The sequence below is a fragment of the Micromonospora sp. RB23 genome (genome assembly GCF_053585025.1).
In genome coordinates this window covers 32,569-49,171 of the sequence record NZ_CM132111.1, presented here as the reverse complement: position 1 = coordinate 49,171, position 16,603 = coordinate 32,569, and the positions used below count along the sequence as shown (strand labels likewise).

Annotated in this window: 3 protein-coding genes; all 3 read left to right on the top strand. The window is 71.3% G+C overall.

Going from position 1 to position 16,603, the window contains the following annotated elements; all coding sequences use genetic code 11:
* Window positions 1-7: 7 nt before the first annotated feature.
* The 3 genes from ACTFTM_RS00100 to ACTFTM_RS00090 all read left to right on the top strand — a co-directional run bounded on the left by ACTFTM_RS00100 (window position 8) and on the right by ACTFTM_RS00090 (window position 16,580).
* Window positions 8-13,891, top strand: coding sequence for a hypothetical protein (locus ACTFTM_RS00100; protein ID WP_449563859.1), 13,884 nt, complete (start codon window positions 8-10; stop codon window positions 13,889-13,891).
* 72 nt (window positions 13,892-13,963) lie between these two features.
* Window positions 13,964-14,278 (top strand): YbaB/EbfC family nucleoid-associated protein, encoded by a 315-nt coding sequence (locus ACTFTM_RS00095; protein ID WP_449563858.1) that lies wholly within the window; start codon window positions 13,964-13,966, stop codon window positions 14,276-14,278.
* 133 nt (window positions 14,279-14,411) lie between these two features.
* Window positions 14,412-16,580, top strand: coding sequence for a hypothetical protein (locus tag ACTFTM_RS00090; protein ID WP_449563857.1), 2,169 nt, complete (start codon window positions 14,412-14,414; stop codon window positions 16,578-16,580).
* The last annotated feature ends 23 nt before the right edge of the window (window positions 16,581-16,603 follow it).

The following is a 16,603-nucleotide window of genomic DNA, read 5'->3' as shown; positions in this document are numbered from 1 at the left end:
GATCTCCGTGACCTACCCCGACATTCCTCCGAGTCATCCCGACCCCGAGAAGCTGCGTGCCCTCGCCCAGAAGTGGGACGAGCAGGCCGGACGCCTGGACAGCTACGGCGGGCTCGTGCGGTCCAGCGTGGACGGCATCCAGTGGGAGGGCCAGGCCCACAACGCCATGCGCCTGGCCGCCGACAAGGTGATCGAGCAGGTCGGCAAGGCCGCGCAGGGGGCCCGTGAGTGGGCGAACGCGCTCCGCGAGGTGGCCGGGAAGTGGGAGGAGTTTCTCCGGAAACAGAAGGTCGACGCGATCCTGCAGGCCCTGCTGGGCGTGTTCGGGGTCCTCCTGCTCGTGGTGTCGTTCGTCCTCGGCCCGATCCTCGCCGCGGTCGCCGACATCCTCATCGGGATGACGAGCCTGACCGGCCTGGCCCGGACGATCGCCACCCTCGTGCTCGACATCGCCCTGGGTGTCCTGACGTACGGCGGGCTGCAGCTCGGGTTCGACATGGCCGCCGGGGGAATCGCGCACGCCGCCGTGCCGGGAAGCGGACGTTTCAAGCCGGACGCCTGGGAGGCTCTCAGCGTCGGTCTGGCTGGCTTGATGGGTGGTCTCGGGTCCATCCGCGGCCTGCCGGGACTCGGGCGGGGTGGGCCCAAGGGCGGTGTGGGCAACGTCGTCGACGTGCCCGTCACGCCCTCGACCTCGAGAGGGGTCAGCAACGTCGGGGAGATCGGCGAGACCGCCAGACCGGGTGGCAGTTCGCCGCTGTCGGCGACACCGCACGTCGACGCTGCCGCCGGTGGCCCCAGGGCGGGAGTCCAGCGGGCAGCCGGTCCTCCGGAGGGAATCGCCGGTAACGGACCGCTGTCGAGCGCCCGGATCACCCCGGATGCGGGACGTTCGTTCGACGCGTCCGGTGGGGCGCTGGGTGCGCGGGGCAACGCCGCGTTCGAAAGAGTTCCCGGGGGCTCCGCGGATGGCGGCGTGCCGGGCGTTCCGCGCGCGCTGACCGGAGACGGCCCGGCGACAGTCGTCCGTAAGCCCCCGGCCGGGGATCAACCGGGACTCATGGGACCTCCCCGGGCCTCCCTGGACGGCCCTTCGGCGGTCGGGCCGATTGCGCCTCGGGGTGCTGTGGACGGTCCTCCGGCGGTGGGACAGGGCGGTCCCCGGGCGGCTGTGGATGGTCCTCCCACAGTGGGGTCGGGCGCGGCGCGGGTTGGTGTGGACGGGCCGGCGACGGCCAACCCCGGCAGCTTCCGGGCAGCGACGCCGGAGGCTTCATCGAGTGCCCGGATCGCCCCGGTCGCCGAGCGTCCGCTCGACGCGACGGGTGGCGCGTCGGGTGCGCGCGGCGGCGTCGTATCCGAGAGGACCCCGGGCGTCCCGCAGGCGACCGGAGAAGCGCCTACGACGGTGGTCCGCAATTCGGTGCGTCCTCCCTCGGGGGAGCAGGTCGCTCCGTCGGCGGGCCCTCGGGCTGTTCTAGACGGGCCGCCGACCGGTGGTTCAGGTGGTGCGCGGGTGGGTCAGATGGATGCCGCCGCCTCGCCACATGGGACTCAGCCAGGAGGTCCGGCACGGGAGGGTGCGGGGACGGCCAGGCAGGGAACGGGCAGGGTCGCCGAGCCGCCGCGTACGGCCGACGGAGAGGTGCCGACGTCCGTCGTCTCGTCGGGCGGTCGTACCCCGGGTCGATCTGGCGCGGCGGTGGATTCGCCGCCGCGCGACGCGGTCGTCGCCGGGCCGAGTGTCGGCGTCGGCCCGCACGCGGCCGGCGCGCCTCCCACGCTGCCGCGGGCGGCCTTGGGGCACGGCGAGCCACCCACCGCGATCACCGTCTCGGCGGCCGACGCGCTCAAGGTGCCGCGTGCCGATCCGTCGCTACCGGGCAAGTTGCCGGCGGTCTCGGCGCCGGTGCCCAAGCCGTCGCTTACCAGCGCGCGACCGGTGGGTTCCGAGTCGATCTCCGCTGCCGGTGTGGGTGCCCGCGAAACGCCCACGCCGTCCACGGCGGGCGGTGCCTCGCGGGCGGCGGATGGCGCGCCCGCGACCTCGGCCACGAGGTCGGCTACGCCGGGTGCCACCCCACGGTCGCCGGAGGCCGGCCGTCCGGTCGGTGCCGAGCCGGTCCGCAGCGCTGCGATCGATCGAGCCGAGGTCCGGTCCGACGCCGGTGGCGCCCGCCCGGCGCGCGGGGAGCTGGACACGGTCGCCCGCAACCTGTCCGACCGGCACGCGGACCTCGTCTCCGCCAAGGCCGTACGGGCCGAGCGGATACCCGATCCGAAGGAGGCCGCGGCGGCGCGGCGGATCACGACGGCGGCCGAAGCCCGCGCGCAGTTCTGGTCGTCGGTCCGTGAGGGCATGGCCGCGCAGTTCGGACCGCACGCCGGCCTACTGGCGGGCCAGAACACGCAGACACTGGAGCGCTTCGCCGCGTTCTTCGCGAGCGAAGCCGGTGTGGCCAAGGAACTGCCGGCGATCCGCACGATGATCGGCAGGGACTTCTCGGCGACGATCCAGGGTGAGATGGCCGGGGCGGTCAAGACGGTGGCCGCCGACATCGTCCGGCGCGCCGGCCTGCCCGCTTCCCGCTTCGACCCCCTGCTCGATCGCCTCGGCAGCACCAAGGGGGCGGAGTTCCGGCAGGCGATGGACGACTTCCGCAACGCCATCCGGGACCACCGGACCGAACAGGCGCGCGGTGGACGGTACGACGTCGCGAGCGACCGGCCGACGACTCTCGACCAGGCGCGGACGAAGTTCGACGCGGACGCGGCGGCGACCGCTGCCCGGGATGCCCGGGCCGCGGCCGGCGAGCGGAGCGATCCGCAGTTGACGCGTGCGGCGGACGACGCGGCCCAGGTCAGGCGGCAGGTCGAGACCGAGGCACGGAACTGGGCCGCCGACCGGGACAAGGAGTTCACCACCCTCAGCAAGAGCATCGGCAAACAGTTCGCCGATGAGCGGTACGCGACGGCCTACGTGCAGCGTGAGCACCGCGTCGAGTACCGGCCGGGCGACAACCCGACGAGGGCGCTCGACGACGCGGTCGGGCACATCAACCGGCGGTGGGAAGCGGCTGTCCGGAGCGCGTCCGCCGTCCAACGGTTCCGCCCGGACGCGGACGCGGCATTCAACGCCGAGGTCCAGGCCACGCGCAACATCGCGGGTCTGACCAAGGTGGCGGGGCCGCCCCGCCTCCGCTCCCTCGAGTCGCTGCCCGAGAAGGAGGCGGCCGAGTGGCGGGCGTCGTTCCGGAACGCGGTGGACGACGAGTTCGAGCGCGTCTGGCGGCCGGTCTACGAGGCGGGTCACGGGCCCGGCAGTGCCCGGTTCCAGGCCACCGAGAAGGTCTGGGAAGCTCGCTTCCGGGGTATGCGCGAGCAGTTGCGCGTCAACGGTTTCGCGTACCACGAGATCGAACGCCTGGCCGACGACATCGCCACGGCCAGGGCCGACCTCGTCATGCGCGGCGGCTCCCCCGACGATGTCATCCGAGCGCTTCAGAGGGTCCGCGAGAAGTACCACACCGAGATCGGTGAACTGGTGCGCGGGATCGACCGCCGAGGCCCGAACCTGGCCCGGTGGGACGACCTGACGGTCCAGATGCAGACCGAGGTACGCGAGGCTTTCCACCCCGGAGCGGTCCGCGACCGTCCACCTGCCGGATCCGAGCGGGTCGCCGGCGACGACCCGTTCACGGACCAACGGCCCGTGCCGGACGGCTCGCCGGCGTCCGCGCTGCACCCCGACCTCGTCGGCGTACGCGACCAGGCATTCCGGGACTTCGCCGGGCTGGACCCGCTGTCCCAGGCCAAGCTGCCGAAGAGCATGCTCGACCGGCTCGAGGCGACCTACGTCCACGAGCGGCTGACCGCGTACGACGCGATCATGCACACCGGTGAGACCCGCGTTCCCGCCCAGGTCCTGCATGATCTGCGGGTCGAGGCCCGGTCCACGGCCGGCGGACCGACACCGACGCGGCCCCGTAGCGCACCCGAGTCGTGGGCCGAGCATCGTCGGCAGATCAGCGAACTGCTGAACGGACGCGGACTGGCGGTCACCCCCACGTCGGGTGGTCTGGTCGTGCACGTCGACGCAGCCCAGGCCGTCGCGGACACCGCCGTCGTACGGGCCACCAGAGGGCTCGGTGAACTGCCCGACGGGCTCCGGATCGTGGCCGGTCCGGGCGTACGGCCCGAGGTGGACCTGGCCGGCCTGGGTCCACTGGCGCGGGACGGCGTGGTGCTGCACGCGCCGTTCCTCGACGACGCCGCGCTCGTGGGGGTGGCGCGGGACACCGGGTTGACGGTCGCCTTCCGGACCCGTCCGGCCCCCGGTGACGCGGTCGCGCATCCGGTGGACGGCACGGGTGTCGCCACGCTGCAACACCTCGCCGTCGAATGGCGTTCCGGGGTGCCGGCCGTGGACGCCCCGTTCGGGCTGACCCCCGGTGCCCGGCCCGGTGTGTACCGCCTCGACGAGGGTTGGACGCTCGAATCGCACGCGTGGGGCGTGTGGGCCCGGCCGCCGGAGGTGAGGGTCGGCGACGCGTTCGATATTCGGCTCGGCGAGGTCAGTGACGACGGGCGCGTGGTGGTGGGCGTGTCCGGAGTCGATGTCCCGGATGCGGTGATCGGGCAGATCCATCGCCTGGCGGAGCGGATGCCGGCGGGTGAAGGGTCCGGCATCACCTGGTTGAGTCGTCCCGGGGCCCGTGAGACCACAGCCCACCTGGTCGACGATCTTGCTGACTCGACCACGCTGGCCCGCACCCAGAAGTACGGGGACGCCTTCGATCTCGCCGAGACCCGACGGCTGGTGCGGGAGAAGGCCAACCGCGACTTCACGTCGGTCGAACCCACCGTGGACGGGTCCTCCTCCATAGCCGTGGACAAGCTGCGGCGGGCATACGAGGCGGACGCCGAGGCCCTCGTCACCAAGTACCTGGGCGGCCCGGACGGTTTGCACGGGCATGCCGACGTCGTGGGCTTCGCCCGCGGGTACGACGAACTCCGGTCGACGCTGCCGGCACGTTTCGACGCACAGGCGCGCTGGGAGGGACGGGCCGACGAGGTGCGCCGCTCCGTGGAGGAGGCGTTCCACCGTGACGCGCGGCTGGCTGACCGGGCCGAGCTGCTCAGGCGGAACACGAAGCCCACGCCCGACGGCGACGCGACCCCCACCGCGGAGGGGGCACCCGCAGGCGAGCACATCGAGGAGCTACCGGAACCCTCCTCCTCTCCGAAGGCCGGTCCGAGTCAGACGGGTGACCACATCACCGCGTTCTGGGAACGCTTCTCCCCGACGGCGGCCAAGGAGATCGACGACCTGGCCAAGGCTGCCCCGCAGGCGGATCGCGGTGCTGCCGTCGACGCCCGGATCACCGATCTGGCGCGGGATGCGCGCCGGTACGTCGACAACTATCTGACGGGCGACTCGACGTTGGCGAACGGGCTCTCGAAGAGCCGTGCGATCGGTGACGAGCTACGACCGGGTGGCAACGCCGTGGCGGACGAGGTCGTCGCCACCCTGTCCAGCCAGACCCGGCACGCCTTCGACCGGGTGTTCGGCCCGGACGGCGCGTTCGGCGTGGAGCGGTGGAAGCCGGGATCCACCTTCGCCGGGTCCACCGAGGCGCGGCAACTGGACGACATCTTCGCTCCGGAGCACGTGACGTCCGTCGAGAAGCGGGTGCGGAGCGCCTTCGAGTCGCTGCAACGCCACGATCCGAAAATCTTGACCTCGCCCGGCCTGTCCGTTCGCCTGACCGTCGCCCACCAGGCGTCGATACGGTTGGAGGAGGTCGCCGCCGCTCGGATGGAGGCGCGCACGGCCGCCGGGCTGCGGCCCGATCTGACCCCGGAGCAGTTGTCGCGGTTCCAGGACGACCTGATCGCCCGGGTCGACGACGGCCTGCACACCAGCGGGCCGCGCAGCGACGTCGACGTCGAGGGCGACGTCGAGGGTGCCGCGCCGCGCGGCGCGGCATCCGCCGAAGAGGCGAAGGCGCGGTTCGACGAGTTGACCGGCGACCGTCTCGCCACCGAGCTGGATCTGCTGGCCGAGCCGCACCTGGTGCGTTTCACCCGGGACTCCCTCAAGCTGCGTCTCGACGACGTGGCGGGCCCGCTCGACGGCGCGGGTCTCAACCGGATCGGCAGTCGGCTCGACGCCGACGTCCGGCGCGCGTACGACGAGGTCCATTCCCCGGGCCGCCCGCCGGAGGAGGCGAACGCGGCCTGGACGCGGAGGGTGGACGAGCTGCGCGCCGGCCTGCCGGACCGGGTGGCGGCCGAGCTCGACTCGTTGACCGTCCTCCGGAGCGCGGCGCAGGAGTTCCACGCCATCGAGAGTTCGGCGGCGCTCCGCTCCGCGAAACCTCTGGATCCCGACGTCGTCGCCGACCTCGCGACCGCGCATCGCGCCGAGTTCACGGCCGCCCGGGACAAGACCCTGCGGAGCACCTCGGAGCGGACGACCTGGCTCGCTGACGAACATGTCAACGGGGACCAGTACGGCAGCCACCTCACCAAACTGCGGCGGGACGCCTTCATCGCCGACCTGGAGTCGCGTCTCGACGCCGACCTGCGCGACGCGGTGGACAGCTTCGGCCTGCAGGGCGCCGATCGCGCCGCGCCCGAGGCTGTCGCCAAGGACATCCAACGCGCGTTCGCGAAGGAGATGCGCGACGCGCAACTCGCGGCGGCGCGTCGGCCGCCGGGCGTCGGCGACGACTTCACCAGTGTGTGGCAGCGGCGGTACGACAACCTCAGCGGTTCGGTCGACAGCCGAATGAAGGTCGCCATGATGGAGCGACGCGTCGAGGAGTTCGCGGACGAGTTCGTCAATTCATATGCCGGCGATCTGCCCAGGTCGGACGTGCGACGCCTCGGCGACGTGATCGCCGAGGACATCCGCTCGGCGCTGCAGGGCGGGACCCGGCACCTACCGGCCTCGCTCGGGGCAGCCGAACAGCGGGCGTTGGTGGAGGGGATCCGTCCGTCGGTGTTGGCCGTTGCCGAGCTGCGACTCAAGATCGACGGCGCCGGTGAGCCGCTCCACGAGCTGGCGCCGCAGATCGTGGAGTCGGTGACCACAAAGCTCCTGGGCCCGGAGGTGGTGCCAACCTCGGCGGAGACGATCTTCGCCAGGATGCGGGACCAGGCGACCGCGCGCGTCGACGACGCGATCGCGGAGGCGCTGGGTACACCGAACCCCTTCGTCACCGAGGTATCCCGGGCCGCAGCGGCCTCCGCGGTACGGGATCAGGTGCTCAGGAACCTGAACCAGGAGTACACGCTCGCCTTCGATCGGGCGCGCTTCGAGCGCCGTTTGGACGAGACGTTGCAGGGCATCGACCGGCGCATCGACGCACAGGCGTTGTATCAGGAGACCGAGCAACGGCTGCTCGTCGACCTCAAGCGAGATGTGCCGCAGGCGCTCGCCGGCCTGGACCGTAACGCGTCCAGCAAGGCGGCGTTGGCCGCGGCGGGAGAAGCCTTCACGAACGCGGTGACTGCCGAGTTCCACAAGTTGGCGGGCAGCGCCACGTTCAGCCCCAGCCAGGTCAAGCTCTGGAACGCGCAGTACGCCACGTCGATCGGGACGGCCAACAGCTGGGTGACCGCTCACCTCGTCGGTCAGCGACTCGAGCAGATCGTGCAACGGCACCTGAGGGGAGCGCCGGGCACGAACACCGAGGTCGAGGCGACCAGGCGGGGCAACATTCGGCAGCGGCTACAACAGGTGGTCACGGACGGTATCGCGCCGTACCTGAACCTGTCCGGGGACGTCCGCCCGCTGTCCGCCATGGGTGTCGAGGAACAGGCGATACTCGCCGACCAGATCGGCAGGCGGCTGGACGAGGTGGCCAGGTCCGAGAGTGTGTCCCCCCTTCGCGGCAGGGCCGTCAGGTCGCTGCGGGAGCATCCCGTGTCCGCCCGGTCCGGGGAGGGTCTGGCCGCTGAGCGTGTGGCGCTGAATCGTCAGATCGAGGAACGTCTGGACGATGTTTCGGCGGCGTACGAACCGGGTCCGGTGCTCGTCGAGGCCCGGCAGGCCCTCGCCGACCGGGCGCGGGGACACCTCGATGAGATGGCCAGCGCCGACCTGGCGTTCGACCGCGACCTGCTGGCCAAGCGGGTGGAGCAGACGCTGGCCGGGGCGAACGAGTTCGTGGCGTCGCGCTTGCGTCGTGCAGCGGTCCGGACCGAGCTTCCGTCCGTCGTGCGAAGCCGCGTCGAAGAGGCCCTCCGTGACCTCCCGCCTCAGTCGACAACTGCCGTCGACCAGTTCGTGGCGGAGGCCGAGCAGCAGTTCGACCGTGCTTATCCCGCGAACGGCCGGTACGGCGAAGCGGAAGCCGCGCAGTGGCAGAGCCATCTCGACGACATGTTCCGGCAGTTCGAATCCTGGTTGGTCGCCCACGCGGTCGCTGCCCGAGCCGTCGCGCGGGCCAGCACTCCCGAGCAGGCTGCTGCGGTGAGCCAGCGGCTGCGGCCGTACCTCGACCTGTCGTTGACGAGGCCGTTGCCGGTCTCGATGGGTCCCCGCGAACAGGAGATGCTCGGCCGGTCCCTGCTCGCCGACTCGACCGAGCAGGAGAGCGACGCGTTTGCCGAGGAGCTCCGCAGCACGCCGGTACCGACCCGACCGGGGAACGACTTCGCCACCCGCCGTGCCCAGCTCGAGAAGGGTCTGAACGAAGCGCTCACCGAGGCGCGGACCGCCATCAAGGAGCAGGCCCGACAAGGCGGTGGTGCGGCCCTTCCGATATTTCGGGAGGGTGGTCCGCTCGGCGTCAACCCGGGGCGTGCCGTTCGGCGGCACCTCGACAGTGCGATCGAGGCGCATCGGGAGGAGATCAAGCAGGTTCTGGCCGCCGTCGACGCCGAATTCCGGCGGAATTGGCGGGCCGAGCCGTCCTCCTCCGGTCAGGAGCACATCGCCGGGACGACGAGCGCGGTGACCTCCCGCGTGGCTCGGGCGTACGCGGTGGCCGAGTTGCAGCGCGATCTCGAGACGGACGTCGTCGGCCCTGCCGCCGCCGCGTTCCGCACCGCCGTACTCCAACAGGTCACCGCAAGCGTTCCCGTCGGGCAGGAGTTCGGCATCGCGGAGTACGACGGGTGGCAACGGGAGTACCGACGACTCATCGAACGCTCCCAGGCGTGGCAGACCGTCCGCGCGTTGGCGGACCGGGCCTACCAGCTCGCGGTTGGTCGGGGCGGGCAGAACAAGCGCTCGCGCCGGTTCGCCGGCGCGATCGACAAGGTCGTCAAGCCGTACCTCGATCTCGGCTCCAGCCGAAAGACCAGCCCGGCGCAGGCACTCGGCCTGCCCGAGCAGGAACGTCTGGTCGGCGAGCTTGCCAGGGTCATTCCGAGGCGGGCCGGTGAGAAGCTGATGGGGCTGGTGCGCCGCAACGCGGTGGCCTCGGACCCCGCGTGGGGACGGTCGTACTACCCCGTCGATTTCGCGCACGAGCGGATTCGGCTCGACAACCGGCTGCGGTCCGAGGCGCCCGGCACGGACGAGGCCAGCACGGCGTTCCGGGACGACCAGCTGCGCCGTTTCGACGCGGCCAACCAGGCGAACTGGAACTTCGACCGGGCGGCCTGGATGGTGGAACTCGACAAGCGAATCGCCACCAGGGACGACTGGATCAGGTCCTACGAGCACAGAGTCGCGGCGCGGACCGCGTTCGCCGACGGCCTCCGTCAGCATCTCGATGCCAGCCTCGAGAAGTTGCTCGGCCCGAAGAGCACGATGGAGGCAGACCTCGCGGAGCAGGCGAGCGCCGCGTCAGCGGTAGCGGCCGCTGCCGCGTTCCACCAGAAGGGCCTGGACGAGTTCGACGAAACCTACCCACTCGGGTCTCGCTTCACCGAAGACATGGGCGGTCTGCCGAAGCAGAGGCTCAGAAATCTGACCCTCGTAACCGATGGCTGGCTCACCCTCTGGCAGATCGGGAGCCGGATCGCCCTGGGCCTGCGCCGAACCGCCATCGTCACCCACGGCGTTCACGAGGCATACGAGGGGCCGGTGAGCCAGACGGTTCGTCGGTTGATGAATCAGGTCGAGGGCGCGCTGGGCGTACACCTCTCCCTGAGGCGCAGGCAGTACCGCCCGGCCGGGCTCAGGCCGCAGGAACAGGCCGCTTTCGCCGCGCACCTGGTCGAGCGTGTCAGGGCAGCCGATGCCGCGGCGGTCGGGATCGCTGGCGATGTGGGCGAGGCCGTGCGGCAGTGGCTTCTCTCCGATCCGGTAGCGGTGCCGGACGGTAACGGTCATGCGACCCAGCGAGCCCGGCTCCAGGCCGAATTGGGTCAGCTTCCCGGTGACACCGCCGCGGTGGCGGCGCATCAGGCGGACGTGCTGCGTGAATTCGACGAGGCCCACGCGCAGTGGTGGAAGCTCGAAACCGACGGCTGGCGGGATCATCTCGCCCAGCGGTTGACGAACGCGCCGGCCTGGATCAAGGCGTACTCCCGGTGGCAGCAGGCCCGAGCGGAGATCCAGACCGACCTGCGCGCGGATCTCGACAAGGCGAAGGCCCGGTGGCTCCTCCCCGAGGACGAAGCCACGGCGGCCGCCGACGAGTACCTCAAGGCGGTCACCGAGGATTTCGAACGACGTTATCCCTCGCCGACCCTGTTCGGGGCGGACGAGCAGACGTGGTGGCAGAACCGCGTCGGCGGCATCAGGTCTCGGCTGGATGCCTGGGTCGCTGTTCGGACCGTCGCCGCGCGGGCTCGGAACCTCGCCGCCGATGCTGCGGTGGTGGACAGGGCCGTGCGGCCGTACCTCGACGTCGCCACGATCGACAACCTGCCCGCCGTATTCGGTCCGGCCGAGCGTGACGCGCTCCTCAAGTGGATCGTTCCGCGTGTCATCGAGGGTGCTGACGATGCGGTCGTCGACTCGTTCCGCGACGAGGTCGTCCCAGCACAGGAGGGGGTGGGCTACGCGGCCGAGCGGGCGGCAGTGGACAGGAGCCTGTCCGAACTGCTGCCGAACCAGCAGGCGAAACCCACGGCGTCCGCGTCCCCGAGTGCCTCCTCGGACAAGCGGGCGGTGGTGAACGGGAGCCTGTGGGACCTGCTGTTCGGCGAGTCGGCGGCATCCGAGGCGGACGGGTCCGCGCGGAGCCAGCAACCGGGTTCCGAGGTGGACACCGCTGCCGCGGCGGCCGCTTCGGAGGCGTTCCGGGCCGCTGTGTTGGCTGACCTCGATGCCAGGTTCGCCGGCGACTGGAACTACGACCGGAAGCTCTGGCAGAAGGAGTACGACGACGCCGTCAAGGGGAGCGGACGTTGGCGCGCTGACTGGGCGGCGGGCTACGAGATGCGGAGGGAGGACCGCGACAAACTGGACCTCGCGCTCCACGAGAGGGCTGCCGACCAGGCCACCCGAGAGCTGGTCCTCGGTGCCTTCGATCGGCTCTACAACCTCCACGACGGTTCCGCGTCCGCCGTCGCTCGTGCCCGGCAACGCTGGCAGGCCCAACAGAACCGGATCCTCGACGGCCTGGACGAGTACGCGCGACGTACCGCGCTGACGACCAGGCTGACCGACGAGGTCGTCGCCGTGGTCGCCGACCGCAGCGCGCAGTGGCGGGAGGAAGCTGCCGCCGACTGGGAACTCGACCAGCTCACCGAACTCGGGCGACGTCTCGTGTCGGGGCTGGAAGACGCACGGCTCGCGGGAGTCCTTCCCGGGCTGCACTCCACCCACCCGGTCGCCGACCTCACCGGACACCTCGACCGGGAAGTCCGCGCCTGGGCCGCCCAGGGCGGGATCAGCGCGCGGGTGCGCACGCTCGCCGCCGGCCTGCGTGCCGTGCTGACCGACACGGTGCGCGATGCGTTGGACGAGCCCGAGCCGGCGCAGGCGACGCCCACTCCCGCCGTGGAGATGTTGACCCGGCCCGATCTCGCCGGCAGTTTCCGGCGGCGGGTGCTGGGGGTGATCGCCGGGCCGCTCCGTGAGGCGCACGTGGCGATGGAGCAGGACTTCATCCGCGAGGCAGAGGAGATCTTCAACCGGCCGGCCGGCAGCGTGTCGGAGGCGGTGGCACTTGCCGACCTCGACGATCTGATCCAGTTGTTCCGTGCGCAGGAGCCTCTGTACCAGCGAGTCGTCGCGATCCGACGCGAAGCCGGGGACGTGGCCGCGCTGCGGGAGCAGTTGAAGCACCAGGCCCCGAAGCTCGTCGATGGTCTGCTCGCTTCGTTCGAGCAGTCCGTCAGGCAATTGATCGGCTATGCCTGGACCAATGCCCATGCCCAGTTCGATCCGAAACGGCCCCACAAGCCCCGGGTCTCCGCCGCCGCCGACATCTTCGAGGACATGCACGCCAAGCTGGTCGCCGCCACCGACCAGCGGATAGCCGAGATCCACGAGGCGGAGAAGCAGCGGGTACGCGCCGACGAGCTGATCACGACGCAACTGCGCGACTTCGAGACCGAGCACGGCAACCTCGATCCGCAGGCGCGCATGATCGTTCGTTACGCCGCCCAGACCCTCGTGGTTCCGGCGCACCGTGACCTGGGCGCCGGCGCGGTGGAGGCGCTGGATGCGCAGTTCCGCCTTGCCGGCGCGTACAGCCGATTCGTGGCTCACCTGCCCGCCGCCACCCCGGAGGCCGTGCGACGGGACGGACTGGACGCGTACACCCGGCTGCTTGTCGGTGGCCCCGCCGACGCGGCGGACCAGCTCGAACGGCTGCTGGCGGCTCTCGTCGGCCGGGCCGGGCAACAGGCGGTCGGCGAGACGCCGGTAGCCGTGTCGACATCCGAGTCGGATCTGCCGGCCGAAGCGCGTGAGTCTGTGCCGGCGGTCGTCGAGCGTGGGCCGGCATCGACCGGTGACGGGCGTACGGCCACCCGTAACCAGAGGGCCGAACTCCGGAGGGAGGGGAGGCGGCGGGCGCGTGCGGACGAGCTGATTGATACATATCTGCGCATCTCCGAGGTCAAGCACGGTGAGCTGGACCCGCAGGCGCGGGAATTGGCGCACCAGGCCGCGCGCCCCCAGGTGATCGCGGCGGATCGGGTGCTCGGCACCGATGCGCTACAGACGTTGCGCAGACTGTCCGGCTTCGCCCACGAGTACAGCCGTTTCGTGGCCGACCTGCCGGATGGAGCGCCGGAGGAGGTGCGGCGCGAAGGACTGGAGGCGTACACCCGGCGGCTGACCGACCCCGCCGACTCGGCGGATCAGCTCGCGTGGGAGCTGGCGGTCCTCGTCGACCAGGCCCGACAGCCGATCCTCGACGAAGGGATGGCTGTCCGGGCGTCCGACCCGGACCGGCTGACCCGAGCGCTCCGGACGGTGCCGGCAGGCGAGGAGCGGACGGCACTCGAAGGCTTCCTCCGCGCTCGCGTGGACCAGACGAGCGCGGAGTTGGCCCATCGCGTCCGGATCGCGGCCACCGGTGCCCGCTTCGCGCCCGACCGGGTCGACGCTGCCCTCGACGAGTTCGGCGCCGATCTGGACCGGGCCGCCCTGGACTGGGCCGACAACGCGGCACTGCGGGCGTTGGCATCCAGGCCCGAAGGACGCGAGTTCCTACGACAGCCCAGTGTGGACACACTGGACACCATCCTGTCGTCCCTCGCCCGGGACGCCAGTCGAGACGCGCTGGCCACCCTGCCGTCGCTGCTGGCCGCGCTGCCCTCGATGGGCCCCGACACGGCGGTGGTGCGCAACCTTTTGATCAACGTCGCACAGTTCCTGGAGGGCGACGCCGACGCGTACGACATGGCCTTCAAGCGGGCCGCTTTCGTGCGGGTACGGTCCCGGGGCGCGCTCATGGAGTTCGTCATGGCGCTCCACGTCCTGAACCCCAGGATGGTCGAGCTGGGTAATCGGATCATGGACTGTTAGTCACCGACGGACGTCGGTTGTCCCTTACACGAGGACTACGGGACGCTCCCTGAACCGCTGCAACCTCGACGTATGGCGGACGATGGCATGGACGGCCTGCTGCGGCAGGCCCAGGAACTGCAGCACCAGATCGCCTCCGTCCGGGACCAGATGGCGGTCCTCGAGGTGACCGGCACCGCCGCCGGGGGTGCGGTCGCCGTCACGATGACCCCGACGGGCGAGGTCCGGAGCCTGCGCATCGACGACGAGGTCGTGGCCGCAGGGCGCGCGGAGGTCGAGGAGACGGTCCTGCTCGCCTTGCGCGACGCGGCGGCGCAGCTTCGCGAGCAGGCCACCGAGCGGATGGCGAGCCTTCAGGACGTGCTCCGTTCGGCAGTTCGCTTCTAGATCTCTTGCACAAGAACCGGCGCGCCCGAGGATTCTGAACCCGAGGCCCACCCCGTCCGTTCTGGGAGCACGACACGTCAAGTCCCGCATCGAGGGAGCTGTTATGCCCACAATGTCCGACTGCCTGCCTGGTGTGCTGGTATCTGTGCTCGGCAAGGGCTTCATCTACCAGCCGGCCTCGATCGACCCGCAGATCAACGCCGACCTGTTGGAGACCGCCAACGGGATGACCGTCTCCCCGGGCGTCACCTTCTTCGTGACCCGGGACTCGGCGCTCGACCCCGCGCTCCTGCGCTACCTGGACCAGTTGGACCCGCGAGCACGCGCCAGCTACACGGTCACGGTGCTGGACCCCGAGACGCTGTCCCCGGTCACCGACCCGGAGACGCTGCGGTCCATCGCGGCCGGCCTGGACCTGCCCGTGGCGACGGTCGCGCCGATCGCGGGCGCGGATGTCGTGCCGGTGGAGGCCGTGGGTCACGTGACCGCCCTGGAGGCCGCCGGCTACCGGGTCCTGCCGCCCAGCGCGGCGGCGCAGCGAGCGGCGCTGCTCGACGCCGTCAGCCTGCCCGGGACCCCGTCCAGCATTCGCGAGGGAATGGAGCGGCTCGCTGCCTGGCACGAGCGGGCCGCGCTCACCCGCACGCAGCTCGGACTCGGCGTCAGCCCCGGGGACCTCACGCACGCCGGGCCGGCGGCGCACGCCACGACGTACGCGCTCGGCGCGTACGCCGCGCGGTACGGGGGCACCGACGCCTTCGACCTGCTCACCTCGACCGAGCCGCCGACGGCCAACCGCGTGGCGAGCGCGATCGGCGGCACCCTCACACCGGTGCGACCGGCGGCGCTCCAGAGCCTGCTCCGGCGCAGCCCGGGCTCGGCGGCACTGGTCACCGGCACGGCGGTCGGTACCTCCACCGAGCAGGTGTTCTGGCTGACCTCGGACGAGAACGGCGCTCTCACCTGGCATGACCCGCGCGCGGTCGGTGCGACGCAGGTTTTCGACATCGACGGCGGGACCGACTGGCGTACCGCCGTCCTCGAACGCGACGACGCGCGCGCGATGCTGGTCGGTCCGGACGGCGTGCCGGTCGCCCTGCCCGAGGCCACCGGGCCGGTGGCGGTCCGTCCGCTCCACCACGAGGTGACGTACGTCGGCCCGTGGCCGCAGGAGAACCTGAGCCGGTACGGGCTGAACAGCGTCGACTTCGAGGGCATGCCCGTTATCGCGGTCGACGTGCGCGTGCAGTCCGGCGAGGGCCGTCCATTGGACAGGGAACAGTTCAACTCGATCAGGGCGAGCCTGGAGCGGTACTACCTGAACAACGTGCGGCCGACGATCGTGGGGACCCGTCAGCACGACGAGATCGAGCGGCTCGCCCGGACCTACGACGCGGCGGTCGTCCAGCAGGTGATGCAGGGTGGTATCGACGCCCGGTCCGGGTGGCAGGTCCTCCGCCCCGACGCCGCGCCGCGAACCTTCGACGGTGCGACGGTGACCCGGGACATGCTGGACGCCGCGGACCTGTCCGGCATGACGGCCCGTGCACCGTTGCCGCCCGTCCTGGTCGATTTCCTGACGCAGAACTCCTACCAGCAGGCGGCGGAGCACTTCGCCGATCATGCCGACCAGTTGCGGGATCCGGGTGTGCTCACGGCCGCGCGGGACCTGACCGCCAGGTTCCCGGAGGATCTGCGGCTTCGAGGGCTCGACCTGGCCCTGCGGGTGGCCGCGCGAGCGCCCGTCGTCGTCGGCGGGCAGCCGATCGAACCGACCCTGGTGTCGTTGTTCCACGACGGGCAGCCCTGGCCGGCGGGGCGGTCGCTCGACTCGCGCTTCGTCTTCGACTACCTGACCTCGTCCACCGGGTGGCTGGGTGAGCTGGAGACCGGTCCGGGCGCGCATCCCCCGAAGACGCACGGCACCCGGATGGCGTGGGACACCCTGTTGTTCCAGGGCATGCTCGACGGCGCCGTCGACGCGACCGACGCGGTCACGCTGGTCCGCGCCGTGGGGGAGTCGTACGAGGAACGGGCGACGCGGGCGGCGGCCGGCGCCAAGGAGTTCGCCCAGGCGCATGCCTCCATCTTCGAGGCGGTCAAGCTGCTGCTCGACCCGGACCGGGTGGCGGGCAGCGACGCCTGGCGTCGGGTGCTGTCCGTGGAGTGTCTGACCGGCGCGGACCGGGTGCCCTGGCACTTCCGGTTCAAGGAACTCCTGGCGAGCGACCGACTCAACGGGATGCCGGGAGTGGCCGACGAGATCAAGGAGTTGACGCACGAGATCCTGACCTGCCACTGACGGCCCGGGCCGGACGAGGAGGT

Excerpts from the sequence above, each read along its gene's own strand:
- ACTFTM_RS00095 (WP_449563858.1), top strand. The coding sequence starts at position 13,964 with ATGGCGGACGATGGCATGGACGGCCTGCTGCGGCAGGCCCAGGAACTG.